General features: G+C 61.2%; 17 protein-coding genes. 9 read left to right on the plus strand and 8 right to left on the minus strand.

All coding sequences use genetic code 11. From position 1 onward, the window contains the following. Positions 1–65 precede the first annotated feature (65 nt). From serS to RRF64_RS03255, 5 genes are all read right to left on the minus strand, one after another. Complete coding sequence (gene serS / locus RRF64_RS03235; RefSeq protein WP_323844389.1) at positions 66–1,355, minus strand: serine--tRNA ligase; 1,290 nt, start codon at positions 1,353–1,355, stop codon at positions 66–68. A gap of 45 nt (positions 1,356–1,400) precedes the next feature. Then, the gene (gene crcB / locus RRF64_RS03240; protein ID WP_323844390.1) at positions 1,401–1,775 is read right to left on the minus strand and encodes a fluoride efflux transporter CrcB; all 375 of its coding nucleotides are present in this window, start codon (positions 1,773–1,775) and stop codon (positions 1,401–1,403) included. 56 nt (positions 1,776–1,831) lie between these two features. Next, positions 1,832–3,190: a replication-associated recombination protein A gene (locus tag RRF64_RS03245; RefSeq protein ID WP_323844391.1), complete on the minus strand. Its 1,359-nt coding sequence runs from the start codon at positions 3,188–3,190 to the stop codon at positions 1,832–1,834. Between the two features lie 30 nt (positions 3,191–3,220). Then, positions 3,221–3,832 (minus strand): outer membrane lipoprotein periplasmic chaperone LolA, encoded by a 612-nt coding sequence (lolA, locus tag RRF64_RS03250; RefSeq protein WP_323844392.1) that lies wholly within the window; start codon positions 3,830–3,832, stop codon positions 3,221–3,223. A gap of 95 nt (positions 3,833–3,927) precedes the next feature. Further along, positions 3,928–6,270: a DNA translocase FtsK gene (locus tag RRF64_RS03255; RefSeq protein ID WP_323844393.1), complete on the minus strand. Its 2,343-nt coding sequence runs from the start codon at positions 6,268–6,270 to the stop codon at positions 3,928–3,930. Between the two features lie 397 nt (positions 6,271–6,667). Here RRF64_RS03255 and trxB point away from each other — a divergent pair, with 397 nt between their 5' ends. The 4 genes from trxB to infA all read left to right on the plus strand — a co-directional run bounded on the left by trxB (position 6,668) and on the right by infA (position 9,811). Further along, positions 6,668–7,612, plus strand: a complete 945-nt coding sequence (trxB, locus tag RRF64_RS03260) for a thioredoxin-disulfide reductase (protein WP_323844394.1) — start codon at positions 6,668–6,670, stop codon at positions 7,610–7,612. Between the two features lie 177 nt (positions 7,613–7,789). Further along, positions 7,790–8,521, plus strand: a complete 732-nt coding sequence (gene aat / locus RRF64_RS03265) for a leucyl/phenylalanyl-tRNA--protein transferase (RefSeq protein WP_323844395.1) — start codon at positions 7,790–7,792, stop codon at positions 8,519–8,521. Between the two features lie 219 nt (positions 8,522–8,740). Continuing rightward, positions 8,741–9,460, plus strand: a complete 720-nt coding sequence (locus RRF64_RS03270) for an arginyltransferase (protein ID WP_323844396.1) — start codon at positions 8,741–8,743, stop codon at positions 9,458–9,460. 132 nt (positions 9,461–9,592) lie between these two features. Continuing rightward, positions 9,593–9,811 carry a translation initiation factor IF-1 gene (infA, locus tag RRF64_RS03275; protein WP_067081888.1) on the plus strand — a complete coding sequence of 73 codons (219 nt, stop codon included), beginning with the start codon at positions 9,593–9,595 and terminating at the stop codon, positions 9,809–9,811. A gap of 207 nt (positions 9,812–10,018) precedes the next feature. Here infA and clpA read toward each other — a convergent pair whose 3' ends face one another. Next, complete coding sequence (gene clpA / locus RRF64_RS03280; protein WP_323844397.1) at positions 10,019–12,298, minus strand: ATP-dependent Clp protease ATP-binding subunit ClpA; 2,280 nt, start codon at positions 12,296–12,298, stop codon at positions 10,019–10,021. Positions 12,299–12,434: 136 nt separating this feature from the next. Beyond that, positions 12,435–12,815 carry an ATP-dependent Clp protease adapter ClpS gene (gene clpS, locus RRF64_RS03285; protein ID WP_323844398.1) on the minus strand — a complete coding sequence of 127 codons (381 nt, stop codon included), beginning with the start codon at positions 12,813–12,815 and terminating at the stop codon, positions 12,435–12,437. A gap of 280 nt (positions 12,816–13,095) precedes the next feature. Here clpS and cspD point away from each other — a divergent pair, with 280 nt between their 5' ends. Further along, positions 13,096–13,401: a cold shock domain-containing protein CspD gene (gene cspD / locus RRF64_RS03290; protein WP_323844399.1), complete on the plus strand. Its 306-nt coding sequence runs from the start codon at positions 13,096–13,098 to the stop codon at positions 13,399–13,401. Between the two features lie 144 nt (positions 13,402–13,545). Here the strand turns inward: cspD and icd are convergent, their stop codons facing one another. Next, positions 13,546–14,796 carry an NADP-dependent isocitrate dehydrogenase gene (icd, locus tag RRF64_RS03295; RefSeq protein WP_323844400.1) on the minus strand — a complete coding sequence of 417 codons (1,251 nt, stop codon included), beginning with the start codon at positions 14,794–14,796 and terminating at the stop codon, positions 13,546–13,548. Between the two features lie 159 nt (positions 14,797–14,955). On the opposite strand from icd, the gene RRF64_RS03300 reads away from it, so the two are divergent. The 4 genes from RRF64_RS03300 (at position 14,956) to purB (ending at position 18,891) form a co-directional block, all read left to right on the plus strand. Beyond that, the gene (locus RRF64_RS03300; protein ID WP_323844401.1) at positions 14,956–15,552 is read left to right on the plus strand and encodes a pseudouridine synthase; all 597 of its coding nucleotides are present in this window, start codon (positions 14,956–14,958) and stop codon (positions 15,550–15,552) included. A gap of 147 nt (positions 15,553–15,699) precedes the next feature. Continuing rightward, on the plus strand, positions 15,700–16,857 hold the full coding sequence (gene mnmA / locus RRF64_RS03305) for a tRNA 2-thiouridine(34) synthase MnmA (protein WP_323844402.1): 1,158 nt from the start codon (positions 15,700–15,702) through the stop codon (positions 16,855–16,857). Positions 16,858–16,863: 6 nt separating this feature from the next. After that, the gene (hflD, locus tag RRF64_RS03310) at positions 16,864–17,502 is read left to right on the plus strand and encodes a high frequency lysogenization protein HflD (RefSeq protein ID WP_323845586.1); all 639 of its coding nucleotides are present in this window, start codon (positions 16,864–16,866) and stop codon (positions 17,500–17,502) included. A 15-nt stretch (positions 17,503–17,517) separates the two neighbouring features. Further along, on the plus strand, positions 17,518–18,891 hold the full coding sequence (purB, locus tag RRF64_RS03315) for an adenylosuccinate lyase (RefSeq protein ID WP_323844403.1): 1,374 nt from the start codon (positions 17,518–17,520) through the stop codon (positions 18,889–18,891). Positions 18,892–19,043 lie beyond the last annotated feature (152 nt).

Below are 19,043 nucleotides of genomic sequence, written 5' to 3' on the forward strand. Positions count from 1 at the left end.
GGGGCGAATCCGGATTCGCCGGTCCAAAAAAGGGCGAACAGCAAGTTCGCCCTTCAAGTTCAGGGTTACGCGGTTTCCGGAGAGATAACTTCCTGGCCGCGCATATAGGGGCGCAGCACTTCGGGTATCTCGATACTGCCGTCCTCGCGCTGGTAGTTTTCCAGCACCGCAATCAGGGTGCGCCCAACCGCCAGGCCCGAGCCGTTGAGGGTGTGCAGCAGTTCCGGCTTGCCGGTATCCGGATTGCGCCAACGGGCCTTCATGCGCCGCGCCTGGAAGTCACCGACCAGGGAGCAGGAGGAGATCTCCCGGTATTTGTCCTGTGACGGAATCCACACCTCGATATCGTAGGTCTTGCGTGCGGCGAAACCGATATCGCCGCTGCACAGCACCACGGTGCGGTACGGCAGATTCAGTTTCTGCAGAATGGTTTCCGCATTTTGCGTCAGTGTTTCCAGCGCCTCTTCGGACTGGTCCGGTCGGGTGACCCACACCAGTTCCACCTTTTCAAACTGGTGCTGGCGAATCATGCCGCGGGTATCGCGGCCATGTGAACCGGCTTCGGAGCGGAAACAGGGGGTATGGGCGACGAGCTTGTGCGGCAGTGACTGCGCATCCTCGACGATCTGATCGCGATAAAAGTTGGTCAGCGGCACCTCTGCGGTCGGAATCAGGTAGAAACCGCGCTCGTCGGTGAGCTTGAACAGATCCTCGCCGAACTTCGGCAGCTGGGAGGTGCCGTACAGGGAGTCGCCATTGACGATTACCGGTACATTGGCCTCGCAATAGCCGTGTTCTTCGATATGGGTGTCGAGCATGAACTGCGCCAGCGCGCGGTGCAGCCTGGCCACCTGCCCTGTCATCACCGCGAAGCGGGAGCCGGTGAGTTTTACGGCCATTTCGAAATCGAGGCCGCCGAGCCGCTCGCCCAGATCCACATGGTCCTTGACCTCGAAGTCGAAGGCACGCGGCTGGCCCCAGCGGCGCACCTCGACGTTGTCATCTTCGCTCTCGCCTGCCGGCACCGAGTCGTCCAGCAGGTTGGGTATTGCGGAGAGGATCCCATCCAGCTCTTCCTGCAATTCCGTCAGTGCGTGTTTGGCATTGTTCAGTTCGCTGCCGAGGGATTCGACCTCTTTCAGCAGCGGCGCTATGTCCTCGCCGGCTGCCTTGGCCCGGCCGATGTTCTTCGACTTGCTGTTGCGCTCGTTCTGCAGGCTCTCGGTGCGCACCTGCAGTTCCTTGCGGCGCTCCTCGAGACTCTCGAGCCGGGCCGTATCCAGTTCCATGCCGCGCTTTTTCAGGGCCGCGGCCACTTGGTCCATTTGAGTGCGAATAAGTTTTGGGTCGAGCATTGTTTCCAGTTCGCCTGCGCGCAGGCTCCTACAGCTTTGTGGTATTTACAGATATTTCGTCGCTAGGGTGACGGCGGCACCGGTGGCGGCCAGGCAGAGCACCAGGCTCAACAGGACATAACCCAGGGCCGTCAGAGGCTGGCCATTGTGCCACAACATGAGGCTTTCCAGCGAGAAGGTGGAGAAGGTTGTCAGGGCACCGAACAGGCCCGTCATCAGCAGCAGCCGCCATTCGTGCCCGAGCAGGCCGCGCTCTACGATCAATACGTAAACGATTCCGATCAGAAACGAGCCGCTGACATTCACGATCAGGGTGCCGAGCGGAAACTTGCCGTTGAAGACCGGGTAGCTCCACACGGTGATCAGATGGCGAAGGATTGCCCCAACCGCGCCGCCGAGGGCGATAGCCAGCCATTGCACTTGTTATTCTCCTAAATCGTCCGCGGGGCAGGCCTCCACGGACCACTGATCAGCCATCACTTTCCGCTCTTGTAGCGCCGCCGCTCGCTGTTTCGATTGAGCTCGCGCAACCTGTCCAGCTTCTCGCCGATTTTCAACTCCAGGCCGCGCGCTACCGGATGGTAATAGCTGCGGTCGGCAATCGCCTCAGGGAAATAATTCTCGCCCGCGGCGAAGGCATCCGGCTCGTCGTGTGCGTAGCGGTAGTCGGCGCCGTGCGCCATGCTCTTCGCGAGTTTGGTCGGTGCATTGCGAAGGTGGACCGGAACCTCGTAACTGGGGTCGCGGCGGATATCCGCCAGAACGCGCTTGTAGGCGGTGTAGACGGCATTGCTCTTCGCCGCCACCGCCAGGTAGGTCACCGCCTGGGCTATGGCCAGCTCCCCTTCCGGGCTGCCGAGGCGCTCCTGTACGTCCCAGGCGTTGAGCGCCAGCTGCAGCGCGCGCGGGTCTGCGTTGCCGATATCCTCGCTGGCCATGCGCACCACGCGGCGGGCGATATACAGCGGGTCACAGCCGCCGTCCAGCATGCGCGCAAACCAGTAGAGGGCGGCGTCCGGGTCGGAGCCGCGCACCGACTTGTGCATGGCCGAGATCTGGTCGTAAAAGTAGTCGCCGCCCTTGTCAAAGCGGCGCACGTCGGCACTGAGGACCTCGGCGAGCACCGCCTCATCCACGAGGTAGCCGCCGCCTTCCTCCCGCGCCAGATCACAGGCGATCTCCAGCAGGTTCAGTGCGCTGCGGGCATCCCCATCGGCCGCACGGGCGATCCTGGCCAGGACGTCATCGGCAATGCTGACCTCGCGCCGCGCCAGCTCTTCATCGTCGCGCAGGGCGCGCTGCAGGAGGCCGAGCAGCGCCTCTTCGGGAATACTGCGCAGCAGGTAGACGCGGCAGCGGGACAGCAGCGCATTGTTCAGCTCGAAGGCTGGATTTTCCGTGGTGGCGCCGACGAAAGTGACAGTGCCCTCTTCCACATAGGGCAGGAAGGCGTCCTGTTGCGCCTTGTTGAAGCGGTGCACCTCGTCCACGAACAGTATGGTGCCGCGCCCGAACTGGGCCCGCTGCTGCTCCGCTTCGGCCACCGCCTGGCGTATTTCCTTGACCCCGGCCAGCACCGCGGACAGCGTCGCGAAGCGGGCGTCGCACTCCTGGGCCAGCAGGCGCGCAAAGGTGGTCTTGCCCACCCCGGGCGGCCCCCAGAGCACCATCGAGTGCAGCTGACCGCGCTCCACCGCCTCGCGCAGCGGTTTTCCCGGGCTCAATAAATGCGCCTGGCCCACATACTGGGCCAGGGAATTCGGTCGCATGCGGGCGGCCAGGGGTTGACCCCTGGAGTATTGGTTCTGGGGTGCTGACTGAAACAGGTCGCTCATCGCGGTCTATTCACCGCCCTATTCATCGTCCTACTCATCGCGAATGACGTCGGTGCCTTTCGGCGGCTTGAAGTTGAAGATAGAGGACGACAGCTGCGGGTTGGCTTTCAGCCCGCTGAACTTGATCTTGGTCGTCTGGCCCATGCCGTCGCGCACGGTCATCGCGGATGGCAGGCCATTATTGCCGAAGCGGATCTCCATCGTCTTGAAGGGGGCTGAGGAATTTTTGGGAGTCAGGTGATAGGCGCCCTTCTTGCTGCTGACATTGAAGGAGCCGCGGATTTCCTCGACCTTACCGCCGAGCAGCAGCGCCGGGGTTTCCTTCATGCGCTTGTCCACCGGGCGCACGGTGACCTGCTCTAGGTCCGGGTCGTACAGCCACAGCTTCTTGTTGTTGGTGACCAGCAGTTGCGGGTATGGCTCGCCGGTCTGCCAGCGCAGCTTGCCCGGGCGCTGCACAGAGAAGTTGCCACTGCTTTTCTGCAGCACTTCACCGCGCTCGTCGATCAGCGTCTGCTGGAAATTGCCGGAAATGGAGGCCAGCGGCTGCAGCAGACGGCTCAGCTCGTCGGTGGCATCGGCCCAGGCGGCACCGGCAAACATGCCCAGGGCCACCAGGGAGTTGCGCAGAAGACTTTTCATATCAGGATTCCAGTCTGGGGATTTCCCTAAAGATTAGTTGGCAGCGGGTGAATACTGCCTGAACCACGGAACAGGCCGTATTCACCCATCGCGGGTCAGACGGGCGGCGGCGCCAGCACGGTGCGATTGCCGTTGTGCTCCGCCGGGGACACGACGCCGGCGGACTCCATGGCGTCGATGATACGCGCGGCGCGATTGTAACCAATGCGCAGCTGGCGCTGGACCGAGGAGATGGAGGCCTTGCGCGACTTGGTGACAAATGCCACCGCCTCGTCGTAGAGGGCATCCGCCTCCGGATCATCGCCGTCGCCGCCCTCTGTCTCCATGCCCGGCACCGGGATGCTGTTATTGCTGTCGTCGACGATGCCGTCGATAAAGTCCGGTTCGCCGCGGCGGCTCCAGTCGGCCACCACCTTGTGCACTTCGTGGTCGTCGACGAAGGCACCGTGCACCCGCACCGGCACGCCGCTGCCCGGCGGCAGATAGAGCATATCGCCGTGACCCAGCAGCTGCTCGGCGCCGCCCTGGTCGAGAATGGTGCGGGAGTCGATCTTCGAAGACACCTGGAAGGCAATGCGCGTGGGCACATTGGCCTTGATCAGGCCGGTGATTACGTCCACCGACGGGCGCTGGGTGGCCAGCAGCAGGTGGATGCCCGCCGCGCGGGCCTTCTGCGCGATACGCGCGATCAGCTGCTCCACCTTCTTGCCGACGATCATCATCATGTCGGCGAATTCGTCGATCACCACCACTATGGCCGGTAGCGGCTTCAGGTGCGGGCGCGTCTGCTCCGCCTCCGGCACGCTGGACATGGGGTCCGGCTGCCAGGTGGGGTCCTCCAGCGGCTCGCCGGCGGCGATGGCGTCTTTCACCTTGCGGTTGAAGCCGGCCAGGTTGCGCACGCCCATGGCCGCCATCAGCTTGTAGCGACGCTCCATCTCGCCGACACACCAGCGCAGGCCGTTGGCGGCGTCGTTCATGTCGGTAATGACCGGGGTCAACAGGTGCGGAATGCCCTCGTAGACCGACAGTTCCAGCATCTTCGGGTCGACCAGGATGAGGCGCACCTCTTCCGGCGTCGATTTGTACAGCAGGCTCAGCAGCATCACGTTGATGCCGACAGACTTACCTGAGCCGGTGGTGCCGGCGACCAGCAGGTGCGGCATCTTGGCCAGATCCGCCACCACCGGTGTGCCGGCGATATCATGGCCCAGCGCCAGGGTCAGGGAGGATTTGGCGTTGTCGAAGACATCCGCGGACAACACCTCGCTGAGGCGCACCATCTGGCGGTTCTCATTCGGGATCTCGATACCCACCACGGATTTGCCGGGAATCACCTCCACCACCCGCACGCTGATGACCGCCAGCGAGCGCGCCAGGTCCTTGGCCAGGTTGGAGATCTTGCTGACCTTGACCCCGGGGGCGGGCTGGATTTCGAAGCGGGTCACCACCGGACCCGGCAGCACCGACACCACTTCGGCCACCACGCCGAAGTCCTTGAGTTTGAGCTCCAGCAGCCGCGACAGCGCCTCCAGGGACTCGCGGGAGAAGCCCGCCTTCTTGTTCTTGTCCGCTGCATCCAGCAGCGACAGGGGCGGCAGCGTGCCGGTCACCGGACCGCTGGCGAAGAGCTCGCGCTGCTGCTCCTTGGCGGCGCGCGGGCTCTGCTTCGGCTTCGGTGCCACTGGCTCGATTGTCGGCGGCAGCCGCTTGGCGGTGCGCTGCTTTTCCTCCTCTACGGCGGCCTTGCGCACCACTATCGCCTGCTGCGCGGCGCGCTCCTCCGCGCGCCGCTGCCGGGAGCGCTGGTAGCGATTTCCCAGCCAGCCGAAGAAGCCGAGGATATTACGGCCGATGGCGTCCGCCAGTTTCAGCCATGACAGCCCGGTAAAGACGGTGATACCAATGGCGAAGAGCGCCAGTAGCAGGATGGTCGCACCCACATATCCCAGGCTGACCTCTGCCGCCCCGGCAATGTTTGCCCCGATGATGCCGCCGTTGGAAAACGGCAGCGGCTTGTCCGCCTCGGCAAAGCACAGCGTCGCGAGACCGGCGCCGGTGGCCAGCAACAGACCCAGGCCGGAGACTCGCAAAGTGAACAGCGGGCCGTGAAAGCGCGCATTGCGGTCGCGCAATATGCCGAACGCGCGCCAGCCGATCAGCAATGGAAAGAGATAGGCCATCCAGCCCAGCAGGGAGAGACAGACATCCGCCAGCCAGGCACCGGTCGGGCCAATCGCATTCTGCACTGCGCCACCATGGCCCGTATGCGACCAGCCGGGATCCTGGGGGCTGTAGCTCATCAGACTGATCGCGAGCAGCAGCGCTCCGGCCAGGAGTCCGATCAGTGCGCCCTCGCGCAGCACGCGGGCGATCAGGGAGTCCGGCAAGGCGCCGTTTTCGTCGCTGGATTGGTCGGTCGCGCTATCGGCCTTCAATGGCTTACCTCGGCTCTTCTTACTGCTTATTTAGATATGGCATGGCGGCGTAATCCGGACTGTGTACTACAGACACCGCAGAATTGCTACCGGCAGCCGACTTGAGACTTTCCTTTAGAAGTCTTTTTATCCAATTAGATCAATAGCATAGAGCACTTTCTTGATGCGAACCGTGAGCAGGTTGGAGTTTTGTCCAATAGCGGCCTGGCGGAGACCAGGGCCGGCGGAATAGCGGCCTACAATCGGTGAAATTAACCCAAACTATTTCGCCCAACTGTGACTATCGCCTATCATGGCGGCCAAATTGATAGTCTCGACTGATCAAAAAGTAGTCGGGCGGGATGATACCCGAATCACTGAGTACACTGTGTTCAATTGACAGATTTAAGAGTGTTCCATGAGCAATAACCACCATCGACTGATAATCCTCGGCTCAGGCCCCGCCGGTTACACTGCAGCCATCTATGCCGCGCGCGCGAACCTGAACCCGGTCGTGATCACCGGCATGCAGCAGGGCGGACAGTTGACCACCACCACCGAGGTCGAGAACTGGCCGGGCGGTGTGGCGGACCTGCAGGGACCCGACCTGATGGTGCAGATGCAACAGCACGCCGAGCGCTTCGACACCCAGATCATCTTTGACCACATCGATTCCGTTGATCTCAAGCAGCGCCCCTTCACCCTGAAAGGCAATGACACCTACACCTGTGATGCGCTGATCATCGCCACCGGCGCTTCGGCCCAGTACCTGGGACTGCCATCCGAGGAGGCCTACCAGGGGCGCGGTGTCAGCGCCTGCGCCACCTGTGATGGATTCTTCTACCGCGATCAGAAGGTTGCAGTGGTGGGCGGTGGCAATACCGCGGTGGAGGAGGCGCTCTACCTGTCCAATATCGCCAGTGAAGTGACCCTGATCCACCGCCGCGACGAACTGCGCGCGGAGAAGATCCTGCAGGACCGCCTGATGGACAAGGTGGCAAATGGCAATATCAACGTTTGCTGGCACAATACCCTGGACGAAGTGCTGGGCGATGACAGCGGCGTGACCGGCGTGCGCCTGCGCAGCACCCAGGACGACACCACGAAAGAACTCGAGGTTTCCGGCGTGTTTATCGCCATCGGCCACAAGCCGAACACCGACATCTTCGCCGGCCAGCTGGAGATGAATGGTGGCTACATCCTGGTACAGAGCGGCCTGGACGGCAATGCGACCCAGACTTCCGTTCCCGGCGTGTTTGCCGCGGGTGACGTGTCCGACCATATCTATCGGCAGGCGGTGACCTCCGCGGGTACCGGATGCATGGCGGCGCTGGACGCGGAGCGCTTCCTGGACGCCCAGTAGCCCGGAGCCCCAGCTTGCGGGCCGCAAGGCCGCCGGGGCAATCACAGGGATCGCCCCGCGCTATCAGGCAGCTACTGCTACAGGCTGCAAGCTGCTGGTTAATAGGAGGGCGATCCTTGTGATCGCCCTTTTTGTTTGATAACCCTCTGGCGAGACCGCATGGGGGCGGAGCTGCGCGTGACCAAATCTACGGACGGCTATTTGACCCTGCTCGATCCCGAGCGCATCGCGTTCCCACCCACCAGGCTCGCGCTTAAGGACCCCAACGGCCTGCTGGCCATTGGCGGCGATCTGAGCCCCGAGTGGCTGCTGGCGGCCTACCGCCGCGGTATCTTCCCCTGGTACTCCGACGATCAGCCCATCCTGTGGTGGAGCCCGTCGCCGCGCTGCGTAGTCCTGCCGGATCAGTTCCGCATCGGTCGCAGCCTGCGCAAGCTGCTGCGCCGCGGCGTTTTTAGCGTGACATTTGATCGCGCGTTCGACCGGGTCATCCAGGCCTGCCGGGTATCCCGTGCGGATGCGGAAGGTACCTGGATTACCGACGAGATGCACGATGCCTACCGGGCGATGCATCGACTCGGTCATGCCCATTCGGTCGAGGTATGGCGGGACCAGCAGCTGGTTGGGGGACTGTACGGTCTCGCGCTGGGCCGCATATTTTTCGGCGAATCCATGTTTCACCGCGAGACAGGTGCGTCCAAAGTCGCTTTTGTCCACCTGGTGCGGCAATTAGAATTGTGGGGCTGCCCGCTGATCGACTGCCAGGTTAGCAATCCTCACCTGACCAGTCTGGGGGCGGTAGAGGTTTGTCGAGAGGATTTCGAGCGCCTGCTGGAGGCCGGCATACGACAGCCGCCCTTCCCTCAGCCCTGGAAGCTGTCGTGGAATTATCCTAGAAACCGCAGTTGACCGCTTTGAACATTCGTGGAGGTCGCATGAGAACCGCGCTATTACATTTTTTGCGACACATTCAACAGCTGTGGGCCTCTACGCACCCGATTATACGCCTGGGAGGCCGCCCGGCTGTGTTGCTTCTCCTTCCAGGTGTCCAACCTGCGCGTCGTCGCGCCTGGCCAGTCGACCTCCCAGGCGCACACTCGGGCGCGTTCAACCGCGATTTCTAGGATTATGAGTAAGTATTCTCAACTGGATTCCGTGCGCCTGCTGGCGACCCTGCCCCACCCCTGTGGCTACCTGCCCGACCGGGAGGCCACCACTGTGTTTGTGGACCCGCAGACCCCCGTCGACCAGCGCCTCTACAGCCGCCTGTCGGAGCTGGGCTTCCGCCGCAGCGGTGCCTATCTTTATAGGCCCCAGTGCGCCGCCTGCCAGGCCTGCATTCCGGCCCGCGTACCGGTCAGCCTGTTCGTACCCAACCGGAAGCAGCGCCGCTGCTGGCGACGGAATCGCGACCTGGATATCTTCCATGTGGAAACCATCGACACCGACGAGCACTACGAGCTCTACGCCCGCTATATCGAACGGCGTCACGCGGACGGAGAGATGTACCCGCCCAGTCGCGATCAGTTCCGCAGCTTCCTGAACCAGGCCTGGGGAGCGACCCGCTACATCGAGTTTCGCGCCCGCGGCAGGCTGGTGGCCGTGGCCGTGACCGACCTGCTCACCGCCGGGCTGTCGGCTATCTATACTTTCTTCGAGCCCGACGAGGTCAAGCGCAGCCTCGGCAGCTACTGCATCCTCTATCAGATCGAATGGGCGCGTCGGCTGGGACTGTCGAGTCTGTATATGGGCTACTGGATCGAACAGTGCCAGAAGATGGCCTACAAGAGCCAGTTCCAGCCCATTGAATTGCGCCGGGAGAATCGCTGGGCGCTGAAAGCCCGCTAACCGCGGGTATTCAGCCTTTGCTCTACTGCGCCTTTTCGTGCAAAATGCTCGCCCGTCGCGCCGCGGCCACCTGTAAATGGGAAACAGTGCCGGGGAAAGATCAGATTAAGTTATTTCGAAGGTTACTGCCGCATGGCAAAAGACGATTACATTGAAATGGAAGGCGAGGTGATCGACACCCTGCCCAATACCACTTTCCGCGTAAAGCTGGAGAATGGACACGTGGTGATCGCGCATATTTCCGGAAAAATGCGCAAGAACTATATTCGCATCCTCACCGGTGACAAGGTCAAGGTAGAGCTGACTCCCTACGACCTGACCAAGGGCCGCATCACCTACCGCGCCCGCTGATTCGAGTGATGCGTGGCCGGAGGTGAGAGATCAGTGAAAATGCCGGCTACGGAAACGAGAAAAGCCACCCAAAAGGTGGCTTTTTTCATTTCCGTGCCATTCTCGCGCTGACCACTCCACAGGGTGCGCCGTGCGCACCATCTACCTGCTGATACCTGCTTACGCCTATTACGCCTACCTACCTACGCCCGGTGCGCGCGGCGCACCCTAGGCCGGCACCGCGGTCTTGATCGCCAGCTCGTCGTTTTCGATGGTGACCTCCACGCGGCCGCCCTCTTCCGCCAGATCGCCGAACAGCACCGCTTCCGCCAGCGGTTTGCGCAGCTTGTCGCGGATCAGGCGGGACATGGGGCGCGCGCCCATCTTTTCATCGTAGCCGTGCACGGCGAGCCACTCCCGGGCCTCGCTGTCGACGAGCAGGGTAACCCGGGAGTCGTCCAGCTGGGCCTGCAGTTCGACGATAAACTTGTCCACCACCGTCTTGACCACATCCAGATCCAGGGAACTGAACTGGATAATGCTGTCGAGGCGGTTGCGGAACTCCGGAGTGAACATCTTCTTGATCTCCTCCATACCATCGCTGGAGTGATCCTGGGTGGAGAAACCGATGGAGCGGCGGCTCATGAGTTCGGCGCCGGCGTTGGTGGTCATGATCATTATGACGTTGCGGAAGTCCGCCTTGCGGCCGTTGTTGTCGGTCAGGGTGCCGTGATCCATGACCTGCAGCAGCAGGTTGAAGACTTCCGGGTGCGCCTTTTCGATCTCGTCCAGCAGGACAACGCTGTGGGGGTGCTTGGTGACCGCATCGGTGAGCAGGCCGCCCTGATCAAAGCCCACATAGCCCGGTGGCGCGCCGATCAGGCGTGATACTGTATGGCGCTCCATATATTCGGACATATCGAAGCGGATCAGTTCGATGCCCATGACCTTGGCCAGTTGCCGGCAGAGCTCTGTCTTACCCACCCCGGTGGGGCCGGCGAACAGGAAGGAGCCGATGGGCTTCTCCTCCGCCCCGAGCCCAGCACGACTCAGTTTGATCGCCGTACTCAGGGCCTCGATGGCCTTGTCCTGGCCGAACACGACCATCTTCAGGTTGTCATCGAGCTTGGCCAGCTGCTCCTTGTCGGAGGCGGATACGCTCTTGGCCGGAATCCGTGCCATCTTGGCGATGACCGTTTCTATCTCGGTAACCCCGATCACTTCCTTGCGCTCTTCCACCGGCAGCAGCGACTGATAGGCGCCGGCCTCGTCGATCACGTCGATGGCCTTATCCGGCAGAAAGCGCTCGGTGATATGGCGGCTAGACAGCTGTGCGGCGGCTTCCAGCGCCGCGTCGGTGAAGCGCACCTTGTGGTGGTCTTCAAAACAGCTTTTCAGGCCCTGCAGAATCTGGACCGTCTCCTGGACCGTCGGCTCGTTGACGTCGATCTTCTGGAACCGGCGCGACAGGGCGCGGTCTTTCTCGAAGATGCCGCGGTATTCGGTAAAGGTGGTCGAACCGATACAGCGCAGCTGACCGCTCGACAGCAGAGGCTTCAGCAGATTGGACGCGTCCATGACGCCGCCGGACGCGGCACCGGCGCCGATAATCGTGTGGATCTCGTCGATAAACAGCACGGCGTGTTCACGCTTCTTCAACTCGGCCAGCAGGGCCTTGAAGCGCTTCTCGAAATCGCCGCGGTACTTGGTGCCCGCGAGCAGCGAGCCAAGGTCAAGGGAATAAATGGTGCTGTTGCGCAGCGGCTCCGGCACTTCCTCGTCGACAATGCGTCGCGCAAGACCCTCGGCAATCGCCGTTTTGCCGACACCGGACTCGCCCACCAGCAGAGGATTGTTCTTGCGGCGGCGCGCCAGCACCTGCGTGACCCGCTCTACTTCCGGACCGCGGCCAACCAGGGGATCGATGCGCCCGAGTATGGCTTCCTGGTTCAGATTGGTGGCGTAACTTTCCAGCGGGTCCGAACCGCCCGGCTCTGCCCCGGTACCGATATCGTCGTCGACCTGCTCGGGGGCCGGATCTGGATTATGGTGGTGATTGTTACCACTGGAGCCGACGCGTGAAATGCCGTGGGTGATGTAATTGACGACATCGATGCGCGCAACACTCTGCTGCTTCAGATAGTAGACCGCCTGGCTCTCCTGCTCGCAGAAGATGGCCACGAGCACGTTTGCACCGGTCACCTCCTTCTTGCCGGACGACTGCACGTGGAATACTGCGCGCTGCAGCACGCGCTGGAACCCGAGCGTGGGCTGCGTTTCGCGATCGGTATCGGCTTCGGGAATCAGGGGTGTGGTCGAATCGACGAACTCGAGCAGCTCCCGGCGCAGGGCGCTGAGATCCGCTCCGCAGGCATGAAGCACATCTGCGGCGGACTCATTGTCCAGAAGCGCCAGCAACAGGTGCTCCACGGTCATAAACTCGTGCCGTTTCGCGCGCGCACCCTTGAACGCCAGATTGAGCGTTACCTCTAAATCCTTGCTGAGCATCTAAACCTCAAACCCTAATCGCCAATGTCACCCGCCGATTCCACTGGTAATCGCGCGCCGGAAGCCGGCGACTTGAGTGTGCCTGATTCCTTTCAGGCGACGGGACCCTTGTTGCAAAAGCAGTTTCAGTACAGCGTCAATCTTCTTCGCTTTCATCCGCTTCAATCTCACACAGCAGGGGGTGCTGGTGGTCCCTGGCGAATTGATTAACCTGTGCGGCCTTTGTCTCCGCTATATCACGAGTATAGACACCGCAGATCGCTTTTCCCTGTGTATGAACCTGCAACATTAGTTGAGTGGCCCGCTCCCGGTTGGCGTTGAAGAACAACTCCAGCGCCTCGACGACAAAGTCCATCGGAGTGTAGTCGTCGTTCAACATGACCACCTTGTACATGGGGGGGCGCTTCAGTCGCGGGGGCGCCTCCTCCAACAGCAGATCACCGTCCAGATCGCCCGGATAGTGGAAGCCATCATCGGCGTCGCTCGAGCTTAGTTTAATGGCCAGAGAAATACCCATAGCGTTTATCAATGAGATCCTGCAATGACTAAAAGTTGTAACGGGCGTACTTATTCAACAGGCTGCCATTGTAACCTCATTTGCCAGGGGACACAGCGGGCGCCAGCAGTCCTTGACATTCGCAAATCAGTTAGCTACAAGAGGTAGTGCCTGCTCTGTCAAGGGCGGCAATCGCGAAACGAGGAACTGGATTCGCGGTCAATGTGCAAGCAAGCGCAGATAAATATAAAGACTCTGTAAGGCGGCCAGCAGTCGCCCCGGCAATTAGAGGGAATTCGCCATGCCTACCGGTACCGTCAAGTGGTTCAATAACGCCAAGGGATATGGGTTTATTCTTGCGGATGAAGGGGGAGAAGATCTGTTCGCGCACTACTCCGCGATCCAAATGGAAGGATATCGAACATTAAAGGCGGGTCAGCAAGTCACTTTTGACATTATCAAAGGGGACAAGGGCTACCACGCAGCCAATATTTCCGCCCTAACGGCTACGGACGCCGCCGGCGACCAGCAAGTCTCCAAAGACGCCGACTCCAACCAGGAAAAGAGTCAAGCGCAGCGGGAAAAAGAGGCGGAAGCGCTCGAGTAGAGCCCCCGCCAGCCGGACCAGAACCCCGCAAAAAATGCGCTTCGCTGCAGATTTCGCATAAACGGGCACAAAAAAGCCCCGCACCGGGAAGGCGCGGGGCTTTTTTGTGGGCGCAAGCCGTAGGCTTGCGCCCGGGGCCCGGGTTTAGGCCATGTGCTTGATCACCTCGTCACCGAACTCGGAGCAGGATTTCAGCTCTGCACCGTCCATCAGGCGCTCGAAGTCGTAGGTCACGGTCTTGGCTTCGATAGCACCCTCCATGCCCTTGATGACCAGATCCGCAGCTTCGTTCCAGCCCAGGTGACGCAGCATCATCTCCGCGGACAGGATCAGTGAGCCAGGGTTTACCTTGTCCTGACCGGCGTACTTCGGTGCAGTGCCGTGAGTCGCTTCGAACAGGGCCACTTCGTCGGACATGTTGGCACCCGGGGCAATACCGATACCACCCACCTGCGCGGCCAGGGCGTCCGACAGATAGTCGCCGTTCAGGTTCAGGGTCGCGATCACATCGTACTCGGCCGGGCGCAGAAGGATCTGCTGCAGCATGGCGTCGGCGATCACGTCCTTAACGACGATTTCCTTGCCGGTCTTCGGGCTCTTGAAGCTGTGCCAGGGACCGCCGTCCAGCGGCTGGGCGCCGAACTCGTCGCGGGCGATCTCATAGCCCCAATCGGCGAAGGCACCTTCGGTGAACTTCATGATGTTGCCCTTGTGCACCAGGGTCACGGAGTCGCGGTCCTGGTCGATGGCGTACTGCAGGGCCTTGCGTACCAGGCGCTTGCTGCCCTCGGCGGAAACCGGCTTGATGCCGATACCGCAGTGCTCCGGGAAGCGGATTTTCTTAACGCCCATCTCTTCCTGCAGGAATTTGATGACCTTCTTGGCTTCCTCGGTGTCAGCTTTCCACTCGATACCGGCGTAGATGTCCTCGGAGTTCTCACGGAAGATCACCATGTCGACCTTGTTCGGCTCCTTCACCGGAGAAGGTACGCCGCTGAACCAGCGCACCGGGCGCTGGCACACGTACAGGTCCAGCTCCTGGCGCAGGGCTACGTTCAGGGAGCGGAAGCCGCCACCGACCGGAGTAGTCAGCGGGCCCTTGATGCTGACCACGTATTCTTTGATCGCGTCCAGAGTCTCGGCCGGGAACCAGTCGCCGGCATAGGTTTCTGCAGCTTTCTCACCGCAGTAGATTTCCATCCAGGCGATAGCCTTGTCGCTGCCGTAGGCTTTCTCTACGGCGCCATCGATTACCTTGCGCATTACCGGAGTGATATCCACGCCGATGCCGTCACCCTCGATGAAAGGAATGATCGGGCGATTCGGTACATTCAGCGAACCGTCGGAATTGACTGTAACTTTCTCGCCGTCTGCCGGCACTTGGATATGACCCATATTGCTTAAACTCCCAAAACTCTGTGACTATCTGTGACTATGTTAGGTCGCGTGGTGCTCGCCCCGCCTGCCTGAACCTCAAGGCGGGATGAAAAAACGGCGGGATTATATCAGCATCGGCCCGATTTTGTAGCTGGATTACAATGGCCCACTTTCCAAATGCCAAAAATCATCCTGTTTAACAAGCCCTACGGCGTCCTTAGTCAGTTCACCGACGACAGCGGGCGCCCCACCCTTGCCGACCATATCAAGCGGAAGGGCTTTTACGCCGCCGGGCGCCTGGATTACGACTCCGAAGGGCTACTGCTGCTTACGGACGACGGGGCCCTGCAACACCAGATTAGCCATCCGCGCCAGAAGCTGCCGAAGACCTACTGGGTACAGGTGGAGGGCGAGATCAGCGACGAAGCCCTGGCGGCACTGCGGCGCGGCGTTCTCCTGAAGGACGGCCCCACCGCGCCTGCCAGGGCGCAGCGCCTGGATACCCCGGTTCTTTGGTCCAGGGTACCGCCGGTGCGGGAGCGGAAATCGATTCCCACCAGCTGGCTGGAATTGACCATCAGCGAGGGGCGCAACCGCCAGGTGCGCCGCATGACTGCTGCCGTGGGCTTCCCCACCCTGCGCCTGATCCGGATCGCTATCGGCAACTGGCGGCTGGGGCAACTGCAGCCGGGGGAGCACCGGCTCGAAGAGGTCTACGGGGCACCGAAGGCCGACTCCGCCCGCCATCGCCGGCGGGGCCGGACGCGGCGCTAAGCTTCTCTATACCAGCGCCAGGCTCCTATTTATCAGCGCTACGCTATGGAAGTTCAAAGCGGTCTTGGTCACCAGCCCCAATCGCGGGTAAAATTCGCCCCCTTTTTATCGCATTGATGTAGTCGATTGCCCCAATCTATGCCTGTTATGCCTGAAACCACCTCCCAACAGCCCCAGCGCGTCATCGTCGGCATGTCCGGCGGTGTGGACTCCTCCGTTGCAGCCCTGCTGTTGATACAGCAGGGCTACCAGGTGGAGGGCCTGTTTATGAAGAACTGGGACGAGGACGACGGTACCGAGTACTGTACCGCCAAGGCCGACCTGGCGGATGCCCAGGCAGTGTGCGCGAGACTCGGCATCAAGCTGCACACCGCCAATTTCGCCGCCGAGTACTGGGATCATGTGTTCGAGTACTTCCTGGCCGAATACCGGGCGGGCCGCACGCCGAATCCGGACATCCTCTGCAACCGGGAAATCAAGTTCAAGGTATTTCTCGAGTACGCCGAAGTCCTGGGCGCCGACGCCATTGCCACCGGCCACTACGCCAGGCGCCGGGATATCGACGGCCGCACCTACCTGCTCAAGGGGCTCGACGCCAACAAGGACCAGAGCTACTTCCTCCACGCCGTCGGCGAAGCGGAGTTTGCCCGGTCACTGTTTCCGCTGGGAGAGCTGGAAAAACCGGAAGTGCGGCGCATCGCCGAGGAAAACGGCTTTGTCACCCATGACAAGAAGGACAGCACCGGCATCTGCTTTATCGGCGAACGCCGCTTCAAGGACTTTCTGGAGCAATACCTGCCGGCACAGCCGGGCAACATGGAGACGCCGGAAGGAGAGGTCATGGGGCAACACGCGGGCCTGATGTACCACACCATCGGTCAGCGCCAGGGGCTGGGTATCGGCGGCGTCAAGGGCGGCGGCGAGGAGCCCTGGTACGTAGTCGGCAAGGATCTCGCGCGAAACGTGCTGCTGGTCGCCCAGGGCGCGCACCACCCGCTGCTCTACGCGACCGGGCTGGAAGCGACACAGACCCACTGGATCAACGGCAGCGCGCCGGCCCCCGCCCATACCGCTGAAGGGCTGCGCTGCAGGGCCAAGACCCGCTACCGCCAGCCGGATCAGGACTGCACCCTGCACGTGCGGCAAAACGGCGATCTGGTGGTCGAGTTTGACGAGCCGCAGCGCGCGATCACCCCCGGCCAGTCGCTGGTCCTTTATGATGGCGAGGTCTGTCTGGGTGGCGCCGTGATCGAGCGGGCTACCGGTGTGGGCAGCGCGCTGCCGGAAAAATATCAAAAGAACTGAGGAACGATTTTGGACAACTGGCGGGATCAGGCACTGGCGCTGGCGGGGATATTCCAGTCCGCTACGCTGGTGGAGCGCCTGGCGAAAACCGGTACGGCACCCCAGCAGCAGTTGGAGACAGGGGTTTACAGCCTGTTCCAGCTCAACCCGGACTCTGCCGAGGATGTGTTTGGCGGCGCGGGCAAACTGCTGCCCGGTCTGAAAGTTTCGCGCCAGCTGCTGCAATCCAGACAACACCCGGAATACACCGACTGCCTGCGCTATGCGCTGTCGATCCTTTACCTGCAGCGGCAGTTGAGCAAGAAGAACGACCTGCTGGCGATCATCGGCAGCAGGCTGGAAAAAGCCAGGGCGCAGGCCGAGCATTTCAGCCCGACCCATGAAAATGTGTTTTCCAATCTTGCCGGCATCTACAGCGACACCCTGAGCACTTTCCGTTTCCGTATCCAGGTGCTCGGCGACTTCAATTATTTACAGCAACAGCGTATCGCCAATCAGATTCGCACCATGTTGTTTGCCGGGGTGCGCTCGGCCACTTTGTGGCGGCAGCTGGGCGGCCGGCGACTGCACTTGCTGTTCCAGCGCAAGAAACTGCTGGCGGCGACCGACGCACTGATCGCGCAAATCGAATCTACAAATCACTAAATCCGGAGATTTACCATGACAGTCGAGCTATCCGCCCTCACCGCGGTCTCTCCCATCGATGGCCGCTACGAAGGCAAAACCGCACCGCTGCGCGACATATTCAGCGAGTACGGCCTGATCCGCGCGCGGGTGGAAGTGGAAGTGCGCTGGCTGCAAAAGCTTGCCAGTCACCCGCAGATCGAAGAGGTACAGCTGTTCGACGACGCCGCCAACCAGCTGCTCGACGCAGTCGTCGCCGAGTTTTCCCTGGAAGACGCCGCGCGCATCAAGGAGATCGAGCGCACCACGAACCACGATGTGAAGGCGGTCGAGTACTTTCTGAAGGAAAAAATCAGTGGCAACGAGCAGCTGGCAAAAGTCAGTGAGTTCGTCCATTTCGCCTGCACTTCCGAAGATATCAACAACCTCTCCCACGCACTGATGCTGCGCGCTGGTCGGGACCAGGTACTGCTGCCGGCGATGAACCAGATCGTCGGCGAAATCGCCGCGCTGGCAAAAAACTTTGCCGATGTGCCGATGCTGTCCCGCACACACGGCCAGACAGCGAGCCCCACGACCGTGGGCAAGGAGCTGGCGAATGTGGTGGCGCGCCTGCGCCGGCAGATCAAGCAGATTCACGATGTCGAGCTGTTGGGCAAGATTAACGGCGCGGTTGGCAATTACAACGCCCACCTGTCTGCCTACCCGGATATCGACTGGCAACAGAATGCCGAGGATTTCGTCACCTCCCTGGGACTGACCTGGAACCCCTACACCACGCAGATTGAGCCGCACGACTATATCGCCGAGCTGTTCGATGCGATCGCGCGTTTCAATACCATTCTGATCGACTTCGACCGCGACATCTGGGGCTACATCTCCCTCGGATATTTCAAGCAGAAGGTCGTGGCCGGCGAAGTGGGTTCCTCCACCATGCCGCACAAGGTCAACCCGATCGATTTCGAGAACTCCGAGGGGAACCTCGGCCTCGCCAACGCGGTATTCCAGCACCTGGCAGCGAAGCTGCCGATCTCCCGCTGGCAGCGCGACCTGACCGATTCCACCGTGTTGCGCAATATGGGCGTCGGCGCCGGCTACTCTGTAATCGCCTATGCGGCCACCATGAAAGGGCTGGGCAAACTGGAGATCAACCGCGACCGGCTGGCGGCAGATCTGGACAACGCTTGGGAAGTGCTCGCGGAACCGATCCAGACCGTTATGCGCCGTTACAACATCGAGGAGCCCTACGAGAAGCTGAAAGCGCTGACGCGCGGCCAGGGCATCACCCGGGAGACCCTGAAGACCTTTATCGAGAATCTGGATATTCCGGCCGAGGCAAAGAAATCCCTGCACCAACTGACGCCGGCTTCCTATATCGGCAATGCGGTTGATCAGGCGAAGAAAATTTAACTATTGGATACTTTAAGGGCGCCAGGCGCCCTTTTTTTTGTGGCAACCCGGGCCTAGTGGTTCATGCGGTTAATTCGGTGACTTAAGCTCTCAGCCACAGGCTCCGGGGCAAGGCGAAAAAGCGCAGGACTAGCAGGGCTAATTCAAGCTTT

The organism is Microbulbifer magnicolonia (genome assembly GCF_035117725.1).
GTDB classification, from domain to species: domain Bacteria; phylum Pseudomonadota; class Gammaproteobacteria; order Pseudomonadales; family Cellvibrionaceae; genus Microbulbifer; species Microbulbifer magnicolonia.